The following is a 16,757-nucleotide window of genomic DNA, read 5'->3' on the forward strand; positions in this document are numbered from 1 at the left end:
CCGCGGGGCGTCCGTTGTCCGGACGCCCCGCGGCGGCGTTGTCTGTCAGGGCGGACCAGGTCCGCCGTGGTGATCAGCTTCCGTAGACCTCGAAGCTGAACAGGGAGTAGCCCCACGCCGTGGCCCGGGTGGTGCCGTAGATGCGCACGTACCGGGCGGCGTTGCTCAGGCCGGTGTTGTTGTCCTCACCGCCGTTGCCGCCGGTCACCGACCTGGCGTTGGTCCAGGTCGTGCCGTTGGTCGAGGTCTGGATCTGGTACGCCGACCCGTAGGCCGCCTCCCACACCAGCCGCACCCGGTTGATCGTGTACGTGGCGCCCAGGTCGACCTGGATCCACTGCGGGTCGGAGAACGCGCTGGCCCACCGGGTCGTCGCCGACGCGTCCACCGCGGCCGAGGCCGGGTAGGCGGCCGACTCCACGCTGGAGGCCGTCGCCGGCTTGTTCAGCGCGAGGTTCGTCGCCGGCGGCTGTGTCGTCCCGCTGGTGAAGGTGAAGGAGTCGATGTCGAACAGCGAGCCCGCGCCACCGGTGAAGACCAGGTACAGGTTCGTCGTCCCGGAGGGCGGCGTCACGGTGCCGGTGACGTTGACCCAGGTCTCCCAGCCGCCGGTCGGCGCGACCGTGGCCGTGCCGACCACCGTCCCGGTCGCCGAACCGGCCCGCAGGGTGAGCGTGCCACCGGCGCCGCCGGAGGCGACCCGGGCCGTGAACGACGTGACCCCGCTCAGGTTGTACGGCGTGAACGAGATCCAGTCCCCGTTCTCGACGTACCCGACCGCGTTACCGCCGTTGGCCGACGCCTTGGGCACGACCTGCACACCCTGCTGGGCACTGAAGTGCTCGGCCTGGCGGGTCCTCGGCTGCAGGACGGCCTGCGGCGCGTGGATGGCCGTGGTCGAGCCGGGCGGGGTGTACTCCGCGTCGAAGACACCGAAGATGTTCGCGTTGGCGTCGTGCTCACCGTCCACCGGGGTCTGGATGGTGCCCGAGCAGCCGGTCGCGGTGGTCAACAGGTGACCGTGGCTGTCGTGGCCGAGGATGTAGTTCATCTTCACCCGGCTGCAGTCGATGGTCGGGGAGTTCGGGTCGGTGACGCTGATCTGGAACGGGATCGCGTCGCCGAAGTTGAACACCCGCCCGTTGACCGGCAGGGTGAGGGTGACCGACGCCTGTCCGACGCTGATGGTGGTGCTCGCCGTGGCACTGCGGCCGGTGTTGTCGCTCACCGTCAACGTCGCCGTGTACGTGCCGTTGGCCGTGTAGGTGAACGACGGGTTGGCCGCGGTCGAGTCGGTGCTGCCGTTCGTCGTGAAGTCCCACGCGTACGTGATCGGGTCGCCGTCGGGGTCGGTGCTCCCGGCCGAGCTGAACTGCACGGTGAGCGGCGCGTTGCCGGCCTTCGGGTTGGCGTTGATCGCCGCGACCGGGGCCTGGCCGGTGCCCGAGTTGTACTCGATCCTGTACACGGCCGAGTTGGCGTCGCCGCCGAACCAGCCGGTGCCGTAGTCGAGCACGTACAGGGCGCCGTCCGGCCCGAACTCCGAGTCCATCACCTGGGTGCCGGACCAGGTCGGGAAGGGTTCGATCGTGCCCACCCCGCCGCTGCCGTTCAGGGTGACCGTCTTGATCCACCGCCGGCCGAACTCGCTGATGAACACCTTGCCGTTCATCGACGCCGGGAACTTCACGTCCGAGACGAGCGCGGCGTTGTAGTTGTAGACCGGGGCGCCCATCGGCGACCAGCTCCCGCAGCACAGCTCCGACCTGTCCTGGCCGACGCCGTACGGCAGCCAGGCCGCGCGCGAGGCCGGGAGCTGGGTGATGCCGGTGTTGTTGCGCGAGTTGTTCGTCGGCCCGCCGGCGCAGTTGAACGCGGCGCCCGAGGGCCCGGACGGGAAGGTGAAGTCGATGTACGGCACGTTGAACTGCGAGCAGTACGGCCAGCCGTAGTTGCCGGGCTGGGTGATGCGCTCGAACGAGACCGACGCCGCCGGGCCACGGGTGGCGCTGGCGGTGCCCGAGTCCGGCCCGTAGTCGCCCAGGTAGACCGTGCCGGTGGCCTTGTCCACGTTCATCCGGAACGGGTTGCGGAAGCCCATCGCGTAGATCTCGGGCCGGGTGTTCGCGGTGCCGGCCGGGAACAGGTTGCCCGCCGGGACGGTGTAGCCGCCGGCCGCGCTCGGCTTGATCCGCAGCACCTTGCCCCGCAGGTCGTTGGTGTTGCCGGAGGTGCGCTGCGCGTCGAATGCCGGGTTGCGGTCGGTCCGCTCGTCGATCGGCGTGTAGCCGCTGGAGTCGAACGGGTTCGTGTCGTCGCCGGTGGAGAGGTAGAGGTTGCCGGCCGCGTCGAAGTCGATGTCGCCGCCGACGTGGCAGCACATGCCCCGGCTGGTGGGGACGTCGAGGACGGTGACCGCGGAGCTCGCGCTGAGGGTGTGGTCCGCGTTGACCGTGTACCGGGCCAGCCGGTTCACCCCGTTGAACGGGGCGAACTGGGCCGCGGTCCCGAAGGCCGGCGCGTCACCGCCCGGGGTGGACAGCGGCGGCGCGTAGTAGACGTACACCCACCGGTTCGTCGCGAAGTTCGGGTCGGCCTTGATGCTCTGCAGGCCCTCTTCGTCGTGCGTGTACACCGGGATGGTGAGCGCCACCTTGGTGTTGCCCAGCACGTCGGTGTAGCGGATCACGCCGTCGCGCGACGTGTGCAGCACGCCCCGGTTGGGCAGGACGGTGAGGCCCATCGGCTCGCCGGTCTCCGCCACGCCCTTGGCCAGGGTCACCTGGGTGTAGCCGGGCGCCGCGAGCGCCGCGGTCTTCGACGCGGCCTTCGCCACGGTGTTCGGTGCTGTGTTCGGTGCGGCCTGGGCTGGAGGAGCCAGGCTGAAGGCGGCCGCCAGTACGGCGACGCATGAGACGAGTTTTCGTAACATGATCGGTGCTGCTCGCTTCCTGTAGTACGAGTCCATACAGGCGTGCGCCGATCACGCCAACGACGCGGAGAGGGGGGGATCCGTCAGCGATGTCGTTCGGACAAGTCGTTCGGACAAACTGTGACTGCTCCGGGTAAAACAGTCAACATGTCTCTGCCAGGGGTTGTGAGTCGCCTCACCTTCGAGTGCTGCGGGGTCGGAACGAGCCGTCAGGCGACCGTGGGCGGACGCGTTGAGGGCATTCACGAAGGTGACCGTCCCCGGTCGTCACGGGTGAACGCGGCGCTGGAACACGGGAGGCGCCCCGCTCACCGGCCGGGGGAAGCCGGTAACCGGTGAGCACCGGTGCCGTCGGCGCCCGCCGCTCTCCGTCGGCGAGTGACGGGCGGGGCCGGGTCGGCGGAGCGGTCGGCGTCCGTCCCTGCCGACCCGGCTATCTCTTGCGCCGGCGACGCGGCACCACCTGGCGTCGCGCCGACCGTCAGCAGGTCGCGATGGTACGGATCAGCAGTCGCATGACGACCTCCAGGCCGTTCGAGGGGGGTGTGGGGGGTGGGCCGGCCGATCGCCGACGACAGTGTCGGGGCGCGGCCGGTGGCACTGCGTGATCAGGTGCGGTGGTGCGAACGCGAATGAGCCGGTGTCGTGGAAGCCCGGTGATCGGTACGGCCCGCGTGCCTGCCCCGGCAGCCGCCGTACGATGCCAAGCCCCGTGGGTGAGGTGATTCGCTCCCGGCCGCTCCGGATCCGGCTCGACGGTCGCGCGCACGCGCGGCGATTCGAGCCGGGCACCGATCTCGGCCTCGGACAACGATCCCTCGCCGTGCGGGAGACGAAGGTGCAGTGCTGCGGTCGCAAATCGCTGCACCTCCTGAACTTTTGCCACCTTTGCGGCTCATTCTGGTGTTCTGGTGCGATCTTAAAATGTTACGTCCAGACTGTCTAGATGTTACGGTCGGATCCGTAGAACTTTTGTCAACTTCGGGCGAAAGTCCAGCGTTGTCGGTCGAAACTCCGGCCGCGCGGACAGAAAAGTGGAGCGGCGCCGCCATATCGGCCTGTCGCCCGAGGACCCATCCCGCGCGTTCGTCGAGCTGTCCCCGCACCCGGTGGTCACCCGGTCGGCGCTGAATACATTGAGCGCGAGCGGTCACGAGGAGGTCCTCACCGGCGGGCCGTCGCGGCGGAACCGTCCCGCGCGGGCCGTACTCCCCGTATATCCCCGACACCACCGGCCGCGGCCTCGCCGAGCCCGCGTACCCGGCACCTGGTGGCTCAGCGCTGACGCGTGGATCGGATGGCGTCGGTCAGGGCGAGGACCGCGGTGGGGATGGCGGGGATGGGGATCTGCGCGTAGCCGAGCAGCAGGGTCGGGGCCCCGGTGCCGGGCGGGATCCAGAAGTCGCGCATGGTCATCAAGGTGACCCCCCGACGGCGGGCCTGGTCGAGGATGGCGTGTTCGTCGTAGTCCTCGGGGAGCTCGACGGTGGCGTGCAGCCCGGCGGCGACGCCTCGGACGGTGGCCTCGGGCAGGGCGCGGGCCAGTTCGTCGAGGAGGAGGTCGCGGCGGCTGCGGTACCGGCCACGCATGCGGCGTAGGTGGCGGTCGAGCTCGCCCCGGGCGAGGAAGGTGGCGAACGCGTGCTGCTCGACGCTGGCGGTGCCGCAGTCGGCGAGGTCCTTCTCGTCGGTGACGGCGGCGAGCAGCCGCGCCGGGACGACCAGCCAGCCCAGTCTCAGCGCCGGCGCGAGCGTCTTGCTGGCCGAGCCGGCGTAGACGATCCGGTCGGGCTCCAGCCCGTGCAGGGCGCCGACCGCGGCGCGGTCGTAGCGGTACTCGGCGTCGTAGTCGTCCTCGATGACGATCGCGTCGCGCCGCCGTAGCCAGGTCAGCAGGCCCCGCCGCCGTTCGCCGGTGAGCACCGCGCCGGTCGGGTGCTGGTGGGCGGGGGTGAGGACCAGCGCGTCCACGTCGGCCCGTTCGAGCTCGTCGAGCCGGACGCCCGCCTGGTCGACGGCGATCGGCACGATCTCCAGACCGGCTCTCTCGGCGACGCGACGCTGCTCCGGGTGACTGGGGTTCTCGAACCCGATCCGCCGGGCGCCACGGGCGGCCAGCGCCCGGCAGACGATTCCCTGGCCCTGTGAGTACCCGTTGGTGATGATCATGCGCTCCGGCACGGCGGCCACGCCGCGCACCCGGCCGAGGTACTCGGCGAGGGCCGACCGCAACGCCTCGGCCCCGCGCGGGTCGCCGTAGCCGAACTCGGCATTGGTCATCGTCCGCAACGCGTCGCGCAGACACCGCAGCCACTGCGAACGCGGGAAGGCGGACACGTCCGGTGTGCGCGGACGCAGGTCGAACCGGGGCGTCGCGGCCGGGACGCCCGCCCCGGGCGAGGAGAGCACCCGCCCCCGGACCGTCTCGGCGACACACGGCCGGGCGCCCTGCCGCAGTGTCAGGTATCCCTCGGCGGCCAGCTGCGCGTACGCCTCGACCACGACCCGGCGCGAGACGCCGAGCTGACACGCCAGATCCCTGGTGGACGGCACGCGCGCACCCGCCCGGAGCCGCCCCTCGCGGATCGCGCCACGCAGCTGCGTCTCGATCTGCGTGCCCAGCCGCTGGCGACCATCCCGGGAAACGGACAGCAGCATCTCTATCGCCTGACTGGTCTCGTCCATGGCAGAGAAACTGGACCCCTTCCGTGCACCAGTCCGACCGTAGCATCGAGGCCGTGTACGCACGAGAGGAGGCTGGAGAATGACCACGAACCGCCACCCGGCTGGGCGAGGACCGGTGTCCGCCGAGCCGATGAACGGGTCCGCGACACCGACGCCGTGGGACTGGGTGCGCGGGCACCTGCGGCGCTCGTCGGCGACCTACTGGCTGGCGACGGTCCGGCCCGACGGCGCACCGCACGTCATGCCCGTGCTGGCCGTCTGGGTCGAGGACCGGCCGTACGTCTCCATGGGGCCGGATACCCGCAAGGCGCGCAACCTCGACCGCGACGCCCGCTGCGTGGTCACGGTGGAGCACGAACCACTCGACCTCGTCGTCGAGGGCACGGCGGTGAGGACGCGTGACGAGGACACGCTTCGCCGCGTGGCGCGGGCGTACGACGAGACCTACGGGTGGCGGGTCACCGTCCGCGACGGAGGGCTGGACGCCGCCGGAGGAGGAGCGCTGACCGCGGGACCGCCGCCGTACGACGTCTACCGGGTGGCACCGGCGACGGCGTACGGCTTCGGCACCGACGGATCGGTCGCGGCGACCCGGTGGCGGTTCCGGGAACCGGACCATCGGGCGGCCGGACGATGAGCGCCGCGCCGGCACACGCCCGATTCGACGGTCATACCGAGGGCACGATGACCGAATCCGCGCGACCGCCGCGGCGCCCTCCGGTGAACTCCGCCCTCTGGCTGCCGCTTTTCGACGGTCTCGCCGACCCGACGGTGGTCGCGCGCCTGGCGGGTGAGGCGGAGGCGGCCGGTTGGCACGGCTTCTTCGTGTGGGACCGCCTGAGCTGGCCGGAACCGGTGCGTCAGGTGGCCGATCCGTGGATCACGCTGGCCGCGGTCGCGGCCGCCACCGAACGTCTGCGCATCGGTCCCATGGTCACGCCCGTCGCCCGCCGCAGGCCCGCCAAGCTCGCCCGGGAGACCGTCACGCTCGACCGGCTCAGCGGCGGCCGCCTCACCCTCGGGGTCGGCCTCGGCAGCGACCGTTACGGCCGCGAGTTCACCCGGACCGGCGAACAACGCGATGACCGGCTGCGCGGCCGGATGCTCGACGAGGCGATGGAGGTCCTCGACGCCGCGTGGTCCGGCGAGCCGGTGCACCATCGCGGCGAGCACTACACCGTCGACGGCCTTCGGTTCCTTCCCACCCCGGTCCAGCGACCGAGGGTGCCGGTGTGGGTCGCCGGGTACCCCGGACGGGTCCGGCCACTGCGCCGGGCCGCCCGCCACGACGGGTTCTTCCCCGTCGACGTCGAACACCCCGACCAGCTGGCCGAGATCGTCGCGACGCTCACCGGCCTGCGGGACCCCGCGACCACGCCGTACGACATCGCCGTGGCCCTCCCACCCGGCGCCGACCCCGAGCCGTACGTCACGGCGGGCGCCACGTGGTGGATGCCCGACCTCCCGCCAGAGGTCACCCTGGACCAGGTACGGGGAGTCCTGCGCGACGGCCCCTGCAAGACCTGACCCCTGAAGGTCCTCTTCCAGCCTGGCGGCTGTGGCGGCCGGTGTACGGGAGCTCGGCGTCGCCGACGGGTCGAGGATCACCGCTCGGGTGTGCCAGGGTGCGCGGGGCGGCGTCGGCCGCTTCGGTCATCGGTGCGCCCGAGGCCCCCCGGACCCACCCGGCAGGACGAGCCCCGTCTCGTAGGCGAGCACGACGGCCTGCGCCCGGTCGCGGAGGTCGAGTTTGGCGAAGATGTGGCCGACGTGGGTTTTCACGGTGGCCTCGCTGAGGGTGAGCGCGCCGGCCAGCTCGGTGTTGGACAGCCCCTGGCCGAGGAGCGTCAGAACCTCCAGCTCCCGCGGTGTCAGAGCCGTGAGGTCACGGTGAACGGCCGGCGCGCGGAGGGGAGCGCGGTCGCCGGAGGCGAAGCGCTCGACGAGCCGCCGCGTGATCGAGGGTGCCAGGAGGGCGTCGCCGGTGTCGACCAGGCGTACGGCGGCGACGAGATGCTCGGCGGTGACGTCCTTGAGCAGGAAGCCGCTGGCTCCGAGGGTGAGCGCGGTGTAGACGTAATGGTCGAGATCGAAGGTGGTCAGCATGATGACCCGGCAGCGCGGCGTCCGCGCCAGGACGTGCCGCGTGGCCTCCAGGCCGTCCATGTTCGGCATGCGGATGTCCATCAGCACGACGTCCGGCCGTAGCTCGCGCGCCGCCGCCACCGCCTCGGCCCCGTCGGCGGCCTCGCCGACTACGTCGATGCCGCGCGTGGTCAGGATCAGGCGAAAACCACTGCGAACCAGGGCCTGGTCGTCGGCGATGAGCACGCGGGGCGCCGGACCGGTGGTCGTCACGGCCGGTCCAGCGGGACGCGTGCCCGGACGGTGGTCGTCATGGCCGGTCCAGCGGGATGCATGCCCGGACGGTGGTCGTCACGGCCGGTCCAGCGGGATGCGTGCCCGGACGCGGTAGCCGCCACCGAGCCGCCGCCGGGCGTCCAGGTCGCCGCCGTAGACGGCGACGCGTTCGCGCAGGCCCAGCAGGCCGCGCCCGGCGCCGTCCCGGCCGTCGGGCTCCCTCGGGGTGGCGTCGTCGCCGGTCAGCACGCTCGGCCCGGTGTTCAGCACCTCCACCCGCAGGTAGTGGTCGGCGTAGCGCACCGTGACCTTCGCCTTCGCCCCACCGGCGTGCTTGAGCGCGTTGGTCAGCGCCTCCTGCACGATCCGGTAGGCGGTGACGTCGATCCCGGCGGGCAGCGGGCGCGGTTCCCCGGAGATCCGCACGTCCACGGGCAGCCCGGCGAACGCGATCCGGTCGATCAGCGGGCTGAGCCTGCCCAGGCCCGGCTGCGGCGACAGGCCGGTGTCGCCCGGCTCGTCATCGCCGCTCTGCGACGGCGCGAGCAGGCCCAGCAGGTGGCGCAGCTCGGTCATCGCGTCGCGTCCGGCGCCCTCGACGGCCCTGAGCGCCGCCTCGGCCTCGCCGGGCATCGTGGACAGCACCTCGCGGGCGGCCGCGGCCTGGACCACCATGAGGCTCACGTTGTGGCTGACGATGTCGTGCAGCTCGCGGGCGATGCGCGAGCGCTCGGCCTCGACGGCGGTGCGGGCGGCGCGCTCACGCTCGCGTTCGAGGAGCCAGCCGCGGTCTTCCAGGGCCCTGCGGTGCGCGTGGCGGGCGCGCAGGAGTGCCGTACCCAGCCACACGGCGGTGGCACACGCCACCGCCAGGGCGATGAGCAACCAGCCCCCCGATTCCCGCACGATCCTCACTTTCCCAGACAGGCGCCTCGTCGCGCATCACCCCTCGGGGCCACCGCCGTCCATCCCTGGTATGACCCCGCGGGGAAGGTGGTGCCGGGGACGGATGCCGGGAGACGCGCCCCTGTCCTAGCGTTCTGCCCGTGACCGGTGAAGACAGGGCGAGGCAGGCCGTCGTACGGCTGGACGACGTGCGCAAGGAGTACGGCGAGACGGCGGCGCTGGACGGGGTGTCCCTGGAGATCCTCGCGGGAGAGGCCGTCGCCGTGATGGGGCCCTCGGGGTGCGGCAAGTCGACCCTGCTCAACATGATCGCGGGCTTGGACCGTCCGACCGAAGGGACGGTCGAGGTGGACGGCCAGGAACTGGGCCGGTTGAACGAGACCGGGCTGGCGCTGTTCCGGCGGCGGCACATCGGCATGATCTTCCAGTTCTTCAATCTCATCGACGACCTGCCCGCGCTGGACAACGTCGCGCTGTCCGCGCAGCTCATCGGCACCTCGGCCCGTCAGGCGCGCAGGCGCGCGCTGGAGTTGCTCGACGAACTCGGCGTGGCCGGCCGCAAGGACGCCTATCCCGCGACGCTGAGCGGCGGTGAGCGGCAGCGGGTCGCCGTGGCCCGCGCCCTGATGAACCGCCCGGCGCTGCTGCTGGCCGACGAGCCGACCGGCGCGCTGGACAGCCGCTCGGGCGAGCAGGTGATGGACCTGCTCATCGACCTCAACCAGATCGGCCAGACGCTGCTGATCGTCACCCACGACCCGCAGCTGGCCACCCGCTGCGCCAGCCGCCTGATCGAGCTCACCGACGGCCGGGTGGCCCGCGAGAGCGCCCTGGAGCGTGCCGAATGAGCGCGGTGTGGCGGGCCTCGCGCGCCGCGGTGCGGCGTCGCGGGCTCCAGACGGTCGTCATCGGGCTGGTCGTGCTGTGCTGCTCCACGACGATCATGCTCGCTCTGGGGCTGCTCGACGCCGCCACCGCCCCGTTCGACCGGGCCTTCGCCAAGCAGGACGGCGCCCACGTGGTGGCCGCCTTCGACACCGCGAAGGTCTCCAAGGCGCAGCTGACGGGGGCCTCCCGGCAGCCCGGCGTCGAGGCCGCGGCCGGGCCCTTCGACCAGGTCGTCATCGACGTCCCCAGGACCACGGACCTTCCCGAGGCCGAGGGCCCGCTCACGGTGGTGGGCCGGGCCGACCCCGGCGGCCCGGTCGATCGCGTGTACCCCCTGCACGGGCGCTGGGCCACCGCCCCCGGTGAGATCGTCGTCAACCTGCGATCCACCGACGGCCACCTCCGGCCCGGCACCCTGGGCTCGCGGTTGCGGGCGCCCGGAGTCCCGCCGCTCACCGTCGTCGGCGTGGCCTCCAGCATGAGCCAGTCGGCCGACGCCTGGGTCGCGCCCGCGCAGATGGCCGCGCTGCGCCCGAACGCCGCCCAGATGCTCTACCGCCTCACCGACCCCTCGACGGAGCAGCGGATCCACACCGGCCTGGACGCGATCACCGGCGCGCTGCCCGCGGGCGCGCTGACCGTCGCGCAGTCCTACCTCGCCCTCAGGCAGGTCTTCACCAGCTCGGCCGCCGCCTACCTGCCCTTCATGACACTCTTCGGCGTCCTCGGCCTGCTGGTCGCCGTCCTCATCGTCACCAACGTGGTCAGCGGCGCGGTCATGTCGGGAACCCGGCACATCGGCGTGCTCAAGGCCGTGGGTTTCACCCCGAACCAGGTGGTCGCGGTCTACCTCACGATGGTGTCGGTGCCCGCGGTCGCGGGCTGTCTCCTGGGCACCCTGTCGGGCAACCTGCTGGCCGAACCCGTGTTGCGGGCCGCCTTCCAGGGCATCGAGAGCGGGAACGCCGTCATCGGGATCAGTCCCTGGGTGTCCGTCGTCTGCCTGCTGGGCATGCCGCTCCTCGTCGTCCTGGCGGCACTGTTTCCCGCGCTGCGCGCACACCGGCTGCCGGCCGCGCGGGCGATCAGCGCCGGCAGCGCGCCCCGCCCGGGACGCGGCCTACGCGTCCAGCGCCGGCTCGCCGGAACCAGGCTGCCACGCGCGGTCAGCCTGGGCCTGGGCCAGCTGTTCGCCCGCCCGGCCCGCACCGCGATGACGATGGCCTCCATCGTCCTCGGAGTCACCACGGTCACCCTCACCACCGGCCTGTCCAGCACGGTGATCGCCTTCGGGAACGCGAACGAGAGCCCGGCCACCCGGGTCGGCGTACGCGCGGGCGAGCCTGCGTTCAAGCAGACCGCTCCCATGTTGAGTGACGAGCGGATCGAGGCGCTGCTGCGCTCCCTGCCCGGCGCGACACGGGTGACCGCCCAGGTGTTCGTCGACGTACGCCTCACCGGGCATGCTCAGCGCAGCTCCGTCAACTTCCAGCGCGGCGACGCCCCGGCCCTCGCCTCCCAGATCATCCAGGGGCGCTGGCTGGACGGGCCGGGGGAGATCGTCGCCCCTCCGCCGTTCCTGAAGCGACGTGGACTGGCGGTCGGAGACCAGGTCACCCTGACCCTGAACGGCAGACAGACCCGCGCGACCATCGTTGGCCAGCTCATGAACGGCGACGCCCGCTTCCTGTGGTCCTCCTGGGAGACCCTGACCGCCCTGGCCCCGGATACCGGCGCCGACCACTACGAGGTCCGGCTCGCCGACGGCGCCGACGCCCAGGCTTACGCGAACGCGGTCAAGGCGGCCGACCCCGGCCTCTACCCGGCCATCTCCCGCCCGGAGAACATCGTCACCACGACCGTCGTCGGTTTCACCACGGTCTTCACCATCCTGCTGATCACCGTCGCCGCGCTCGGCGTCTTCAACACCGTCCTGCTCACCACCCGCGAACGCCGCCGCGACATCGGCATGCTCAAGTCGATCGGGATGACGCCACGCCAGGTCACCCTGATGACGGTGACCTCCATGGCGGCCCTCGGCGTGGCCGGCGGCCTGATCGGGACTCCCGCCGGCATGGCCGCGCACCGCGTGCTCGTCGACAACGTGGGGATCGTCGTGCTTCCCGAGTTCACGAAGGATGTCTGGCACCTGCCGCAACTGACCGCCCTGGCCCTGTCGGGCATGACGATCGCCGTCCTGGGCGCGCTGATCCCGGCCCGGTCGGCAGCGCGGCTCACGATCGCCACCGTGCTGCACAACGAGTGATCGGCGCCGTGGCACATCGACCGGCCTGGACTTCCACCCGCCCTGACCTCAGCCATTAAAGCTCTCTACTGTGAACATGGTACCTGTTTAGAGAATTGGAAGTCCGTTCATATTCGGAGCCAGTTTCAGCAAAATCCCCGAGTCGGACTTTATTACTTTTCGCACCTTCTTCACTGCACTGCGTATGCATGTCTTCGTGGGCTCCGAAAATTCGCGAACGCAACGTAACGCACGTCTTACGGAGCGTTGTTGAGAAGACGGAATGAAAGCCGACCTGCTGGTAATGGGCGACGCGACCGTCAACTCGTTTCGGCCCCAGGAGGAGGTCCGGATGCTGCTACGGTACATAACCAATTCGCTCATTCCTCAAGGGTATGCCATTATGGTTGTCTATCAAGACGGGATTCTCGAGCATTTCGAGAAATTGAGCGGGGCGATGGATGTCGTGGAATTTGAGGACGCCGAAGGTGTTCGACGCCTGCTCTGGCGAGGAGTACATTACCAAGACCGGGATTTTCGACAGAACTACTTCATAGAATATCAGGGTCTCCGCTTCCCCGGAGTTCTGGGCGTGCATCGAGAGCGTATCTGGGAGTCTGGTGAAATCATCGCCCTGGCGAAGGATTCGGGTATGAGCCTGAAGGCGAGTGAGCTCACAAGGGTCGACCAGGGTGGTGCACGAGGGTGGCCCTGTGACGTGCTGTTACTGCAAATGGATAGGTAATGACGTTCACGAAACCTCCCATCGCGCTGGTCTCGCTCATCTTGGGAACGCTTGTTTCCGCGTTCGGAGACGGTGTCGCGCTTTTGGCGATGGTCCTGGACGCGGCGAACAAAGGCCCGACATGGTGGGTCACAGAGGTCTATTTCGCCGAGCTGATCCCCCCGCTGCTGCTGGCACCGGCTCTCGGTGCCTTCGTGGATCGCGCCAATGCCAAGAAGGTCTGGGTGGCAGCGGTCTTGCTCCAAGCCGTACTCTTCGCGGCGGCGACGCTGATTCCAGATTTTCACGTACGGGTCGCTCTTGTCGCCCTGGCCAATGTGCTGGCCGTTACCTCTTCGTCGGCCAGCTTCAAATTGCTTCCTGCGGTCGCCGGGAAAGCAGGCATCGAGAAGGCCAACGGCGGGCTCACGACAGCATTGTCCATTGCCGGCCTGGCTGGTCCCGCTTTTTGTGGCGCCTTACACCCGATAATGGGATCCTCGTGGTTGCTCGGGCTCAACAGCGCCACTTTCCTCGTGATGGCGCTCGTCGTCGGACTGGTCATCCCCGGTGAAGTCGACAAACACATGTCGTTGAGCGGGAATCCCTTTCGCGGAGCACTCGACGGGCTGAGGGCCATGTGGCGATCTCCGATTGTCGGCCCGTTACTGCCCATTTTCGCAGGGGTCGTCTTCGCGACTTCCATCGAGGGTGTCGCCGGCGTCTTCTACCTGCGAGAAGTGACGAGCAGCGACGCCGTCTACGGTCTACTGCTGTCGGCATGGGCACTCGGGGCCATACCCGGCTCCCTCGTCGGCGGGTGGGGCAGGGTGTCGCGCCATCATCTCGTCATGTTGCTAGGCGGGGCATTTCTCGTGTCGGCCGCACTGCTGATCGAAGGGTTGGTTCCCATCGCTGTGGTGATCGGGGTGGCGTTCCTGATCGGTGGCTTCGGTAACGGTGTGCACAATGTCGGCGTCCGTAACGTGATTCATCACAACATCAGCCCGGATATGCACGGCAGGGCATGGGCGTACTACCGCGTGCTCGTGAACACCTGCCTGGCCCTTGGGTACATGTCCGGCACTCCAGGGGTTTTCGTGGATGCTCGCACCGCGATCCTTGTTTCCGCGCTGCTGTCCATGGTCGTCACTTTGCTCGCGATCTCGTGGTTTTGGAGGCGACGTTCTGACACCATCGGGTCGCCTTCCGCGTCACGGCCCTCGGCGTGACGTGACCTCGGCCATTGCCGAGATGATGGCGCCATGTCGAGTGATGGGGCCTGAGATCATATCCGAGGTGGCGATTGATCAAACGTTGTGGGACGCGATCCAGGAAGATCAGAGCAGGGCACGGCACGATGTCATCCCACACGGAGAACGGCACATCGCCAGGGCGAGTGACAAAATAGTCCAAGCTTTGGGTGCCTCCGATTTCGCCGTCTCTCTGCGGGCGTCTGTCCCCGATCGAAATCTGTCGCAGTCGGTTTACGCAACTTACTTGTATTATCGGGAGGGCGACTGGGTTCCGTTGCACGTCGATGACTGGAACATTTTTGAATTCAGCTGCCTGGTCTGTCTGGAACGGACGCGGGGTTCGTCCCGGCCCACAGCCACATACTTCCTGCTGGGTCGGGAGAACCTGATGGCGTTAGATCTGAACGTGCGCGAGGCAGTGTGGTTCCATGGCGTGCACATACCTCATGGACGGACCCCGCTGAGTGAGGGTGAATCCGTCGTGCTGCTCAACCTCGGGTTTTCCAGCAGTAGCAGGACAGACCGACCTCACGAAGAGAAAAATCACCCCGAGGCCACCGACGCTGGCACCTGATGTTTACGGGCGTCGCCCGCGCCCGAGCCGTCACTGGATGATCAGCGCACAATGTTGACCGCCGCAATCACCGACCGCCTTACGGGCCACCACGACGACCACCCGGCCCGAAACGAGAAAATGGATCTACGATGCAAAGGGGCTGGGTGGTGTAGTACCTCGCGCTTCGTGGTGGGGAGGAAAGCGGGCAAGGTGGTCCGGCAAGGGCCTGATGAGGGCCTCGGGGCGGCGTAGCGTCGGAGTATGGCCGAAGAGGAACAACAGGAAGCGCCGATCTGCGGTACCTGCTTGGGCGCGGACGGCGAATGGATCGACCGCAACGGCAGCACCAAGAAGCAGAGCGTCTGGGTGGCGTGCACCTCGTGCGTGGGGACGGGACGGCAGTGAGCGACCCGATCACCTGCCCCGACTGCGACGGCGAGGGCGGCCACCGGTTGGGCCGGCTGCGGATCGCGTGCCGGTTCTGCTACGGCCGGGGCTGGGTCGGCGCCGAGCATGAGCCCGCCGAACCTCCCCCACCGCCCGCCGAGCCACCCCCGGCGTGGGAGCACCGCATCTGGTCCGACTCCGCGGCCGCCGCCGTCCTGGGGTGCCGCTACTGCCTGGGCTCCAAGACGGTGGCGCACCTGGAGGAGAGTACCCGCACGCTGGTGATGACGCCCTGCCGGTGTCAGGCGCCCGGGGATCTGTCGGCGAGCGCGTAGAGGGGGGAACCGGCTGCGATCGCCACTTCGGTGCTCGCCGTGACGGTCGACGGCGATCGACGCCACGCCAACTCCTTCGTCGTCGGCGTGCCACCGAGCCACGACGTCGCCCTGGCGCTCATCGACGACGCGAGGCGAGGCCTCATCGACAGCGCGAAGCGGTCCCGGTGCGAGCTCGAAACTCATCCATCGCTGCTGCCTTGTTCGGGGCCGGCCTCGACGGGGTCGACGGGCCGCAGCATCAAAAGCATGATGGCCAGCACGATGGGCCTGGAGATGATCTCGAACCAGGAGCTGCCGGCATCCCATTGGATGACGGTGGAAAGAGCGAGCAGGGCCCATATGGCGATGAGGATCCGGCGCGCTGTGGCCGCGTCTCCAGTCCACCCCGGCCTGCAGTGCCAGCACGACAGGGGAGAGGGTCAGCCAGAGCGGCACCAGCCACGCCCAGAACCCCGATTGGTCGAGCCCCTGTGGCGACTGTGCCCATGCCAGCAGGTCGGTGAGCGAGAGCCTAACCCCCCGGCGCCCCCGGTGACGCAGAAGGCGCCCGCCATGGCGGACGCCCCTGAATGACACAGAGATTTAGTTTGTCAGCACTCGGCCGCGCCTGTGGCATACGGACTAACGGATCCGCCGGTGCGGAAGGTCTTACTCGACGAAGCAGGAATGGTCTGGCAGTTAGGGTCAGGGAAGTTGGGAACCGTAGGACGGGCACTGACTGCGTGGCCGCATGCGTTGTAGACGACGGCGTAACGGCTTGCCCCCTCCGTGTACACCCTGCTCAGGCTCACGCAGCCCGCCGCGGACGCGGGAGTGGAGGGAAGGACTAGCAGGCCAGAAGAAATGGCTGCGAGAGCTACTGCTTTACCGATGAAGCGTTTCATGAATGCCTCTTCCGAGAGAGTCTGGAGATGGAAAAATAATTACTCAGAAGTGGTCCCATAGCATTACCCCTCTGTGCCATATCCTTGGCTTTCCGTGCCATATCGCGCACTGGCGGATCGGTGAGAGCGGCCAGCATGGCGGACGGACAGTGCGGGTTTACCCGCGAGGCGAGTCTGCCGGTAGGACGAGGATCGCGGTCTGGAACGGGGTGGCCGGAGTACGCCAGGAGGTCTACGCGCGGGCACGCGAGACAGTCCAGGGCGATCGTAGGTTCCGGGAACTGTGGTTCCCGTTACCTGCACGGCCTCTGGCCTGCGGAAACACCAGCGCACGATAAGGGACGTTATCGCGCGTCGCGGCCCTCTGACCTGGGGAAATGTGCTCTGGCTGAAGTGGTCGACCTCGCCCCCGGCCTGGAGTGTGGCCGCCGCTTGCCGCCGGTCAAGTCCGCTCCCTCGCTGCGCTCGGTCGGCGGACTGGACAGTCGGCCGCGCGCCGGCCGGGAGGCCTTCGGGGGCGAGCCGGGAACGGGGCGTGAGGAACATCGGAACGAAAAGTCACGCTAAGGAGCCTGCCCAGGGTGGGTTGGCGTGA

Annotated in this window: 13 protein-coding genes; 9 read left to right on the forward strand and 4 right to left on the reverse strand. The window is 69.3% G+C overall.

All coding sequences use genetic code 11. The features are described from left to right. Positions 1-73: 73 nt before the first annotated feature. Together ABD817_RS35805 and pdxR are read right to left on the reverse strand one after the other, a co-directional pair. The gene (locus tag ABD817_RS35805) at positions 74-2,932 is read right to left on the reverse strand and encodes a carbohydrate-binding protein (protein WP_344922859.1); all 2,859 of its coding nucleotides are present in this window, start codon (positions 2,930-2,932) and stop codon (positions 74-76) included. Between the two features lie 1,275 nt (positions 2,933-4,207). Beyond that, complete coding sequence (gene pdxR / locus ABD817_RS35810; protein ID WP_344922860.1) at positions 4,208-5,617, reverse strand: MocR-like pyridoxine biosynthesis transcription factor PdxR; 1,410 nt, start codon at positions 5,615-5,617, stop codon at positions 4,208-4,210. A gap of 79 nt (positions 5,618-5,696) precedes the next feature. Here pdxR and ABD817_RS35815 point away from each other — a divergent pair, with 79 nt between their 5' ends. Next, entirely contained in the window at positions 5,697-6,254 is a 558-nt protein-coding gene (locus ABD817_RS35815; RefSeq protein WP_344922861.1) for a pyridoxamine 5'-phosphate oxidase family protein, read from the forward strand. Between the two features lie 83 nt (positions 6,255-6,337). Next, complete coding sequence (locus tag ABD817_RS35820; protein WP_344922862.1) at positions 6,338-7,144, forward strand: LLM class flavin-dependent oxidoreductase; 807 nt, start codon at positions 6,338-6,340, stop codon at positions 7,142-7,144. 126 nt (positions 7,145-7,270) lie between these two features. On the opposite strand, the gene ABD817_RS35825 is transcribed toward ABD817_RS35820, so the two are convergent. Both ABD817_RS35825 and ABD817_RS35830 read right to left on the reverse strand, forming a co-directional pair. Further along, the gene (locus tag ABD817_RS35825; protein WP_344922863.1) at positions 7,271-7,975 is read right to left on the reverse strand and encodes a response regulator; all 705 of its coding nucleotides are present in this window, start codon (positions 7,973-7,975) and stop codon (positions 7,271-7,273) included. Between the two features lie 78 nt (positions 7,976-8,053). Further along, complete coding sequence (locus ABD817_RS35830; protein ID WP_344922864.1) at positions 8,054-8,884, reverse strand: sensor histidine kinase; 831 nt, start codon at positions 8,882-8,884, stop codon at positions 8,054-8,056. 140 nt (positions 8,885-9,024) lie between these two features. Here ABD817_RS35830 and ABD817_RS35835 point away from each other — a divergent pair, with 140 nt between their 5' ends. From ABD817_RS35835 to ABD817_RS35865, 7 genes are all read left to right on the forward strand, one after another. Then, positions 9,025-9,732, forward strand: coding sequence for an ABC transporter ATP-binding protein (locus ABD817_RS35835; RefSeq protein ID WP_344922865.1), 708 nt, complete (start codon positions 9,025-9,027; stop codon positions 9,730-9,732). Then, entirely contained in the window at positions 9,729-12,038 is a 2,310-nt protein-coding gene (locus tag ABD817_RS35840; protein WP_344922866.1) for an ABC transporter permease, read from the forward strand. The genes ABD817_RS35835 and ABD817_RS35840 overlap by 4 nt, the downstream gene beginning before the upstream one ends. Before the next feature lie 262 nt (positions 12,039-12,300). Further along, positions 12,301-12,762: a hypothetical protein gene (locus ABD817_RS35845; RefSeq protein WP_344922867.1), complete on the forward strand. Its 462-nt coding sequence runs from the start codon at positions 12,301-12,303 to the stop codon at positions 12,760-12,762. Next, positions 12,762-13,973 (forward strand): MFS transporter, encoded by a 1,212-nt coding sequence (locus tag ABD817_RS35850; RefSeq protein ID WP_344922868.1) that lies wholly within the window; start codon positions 12,762-12,764, stop codon positions 13,971-13,973. Before ABD817_RS35845 ends, ABD817_RS35850 begins: the two co-directional genes overlap by 1 nt. 67 nt (positions 13,974-14,040) lie before the next feature. Then, entirely contained in the window at positions 14,041-14,571 is a 531-nt protein-coding gene (locus ABD817_RS35855) for a hypothetical protein (protein ID WP_344922869.1), read from the forward strand. A gap of 243 nt (positions 14,572-14,814) precedes the next feature. Continuing rightward, positions 14,815-14,958, forward strand: a complete 144-nt coding sequence (locus ABD817_RS35860) for a hypothetical protein (protein WP_344922870.1) — start codon at positions 14,815-14,817, stop codon at positions 14,956-14,958. Further along, positions 14,955-15,275 (forward strand): hypothetical protein, encoded by a 321-nt coding sequence (locus ABD817_RS35865; RefSeq protein WP_344922871.1) that lies wholly within the window; start codon positions 14,955-14,957, stop codon positions 15,273-15,275. Before ABD817_RS35860 ends, ABD817_RS35865 begins: the two co-directional genes overlap by 4 nt. Positions 15,276-16,757: the final 1,482 nt, after the last annotated feature.

The sequence above is a fragment of the Streptosporangium oxazolinicum genome (assembly GCF_039537505.1).
Lineage (GTDB): Bacteria > Actinomycetota > Actinomycetes > Streptosporangiales > Streptosporangiaceae > Streptosporangium > Streptosporangium oxazolinicum.

Bases quoted from the DNA above. Each gene is read 5' to 3' on its own strand.
- ABD817_RS35805 (WP_344922859.1), bottom strand. From the start codon at position 2,932: ATGTTACGAAAACTCGTCTCATGCGTCGCCGTACTGGCGGCCGCCTTC.
- pdxR (WP_344922860.1), bottom strand. From the start codon at position 5,617: ATGGACGAGACCAGTCAGGCGATAGAGATGCTGCTGTCCGTTTCCCGG.
- ABD817_RS35850 (WP_344922868.1), top strand. From the start codon at position 12,762: ATGACGTTCACGAAACCTCCCATCGCGCTGGTCTCGCTCATCTTGGGA.
- ABD817_RS35860 (WP_344922870.1), top strand. From the start codon at position 14,815: ATGGCCGAAGAGGAACAACAGGAAGCGCCGATCTGCGGTACCTGCTTG.
- ABD817_RS35815 (WP_344922861.1), top strand. From the start codon at position 5,697: ATGACCACGAACCGCCACCCGGCTGGGCGAGGACCGGTGTCCGCCGAG.
- ABD817_RS35840 (WP_344922866.1), top strand. From the start codon at position 9,729: ATGAGCGCGGTGTGGCGGGCCTCGCGCGCCGCGGTGCGGCGTCGCGGG.
- ABD817_RS35845 (WP_344922867.1), top strand. From the start codon at position 12,301: ATGAAAGCCGACCTGCTGGTAATGGGCGACGCGACCGTCAACTCGTTT.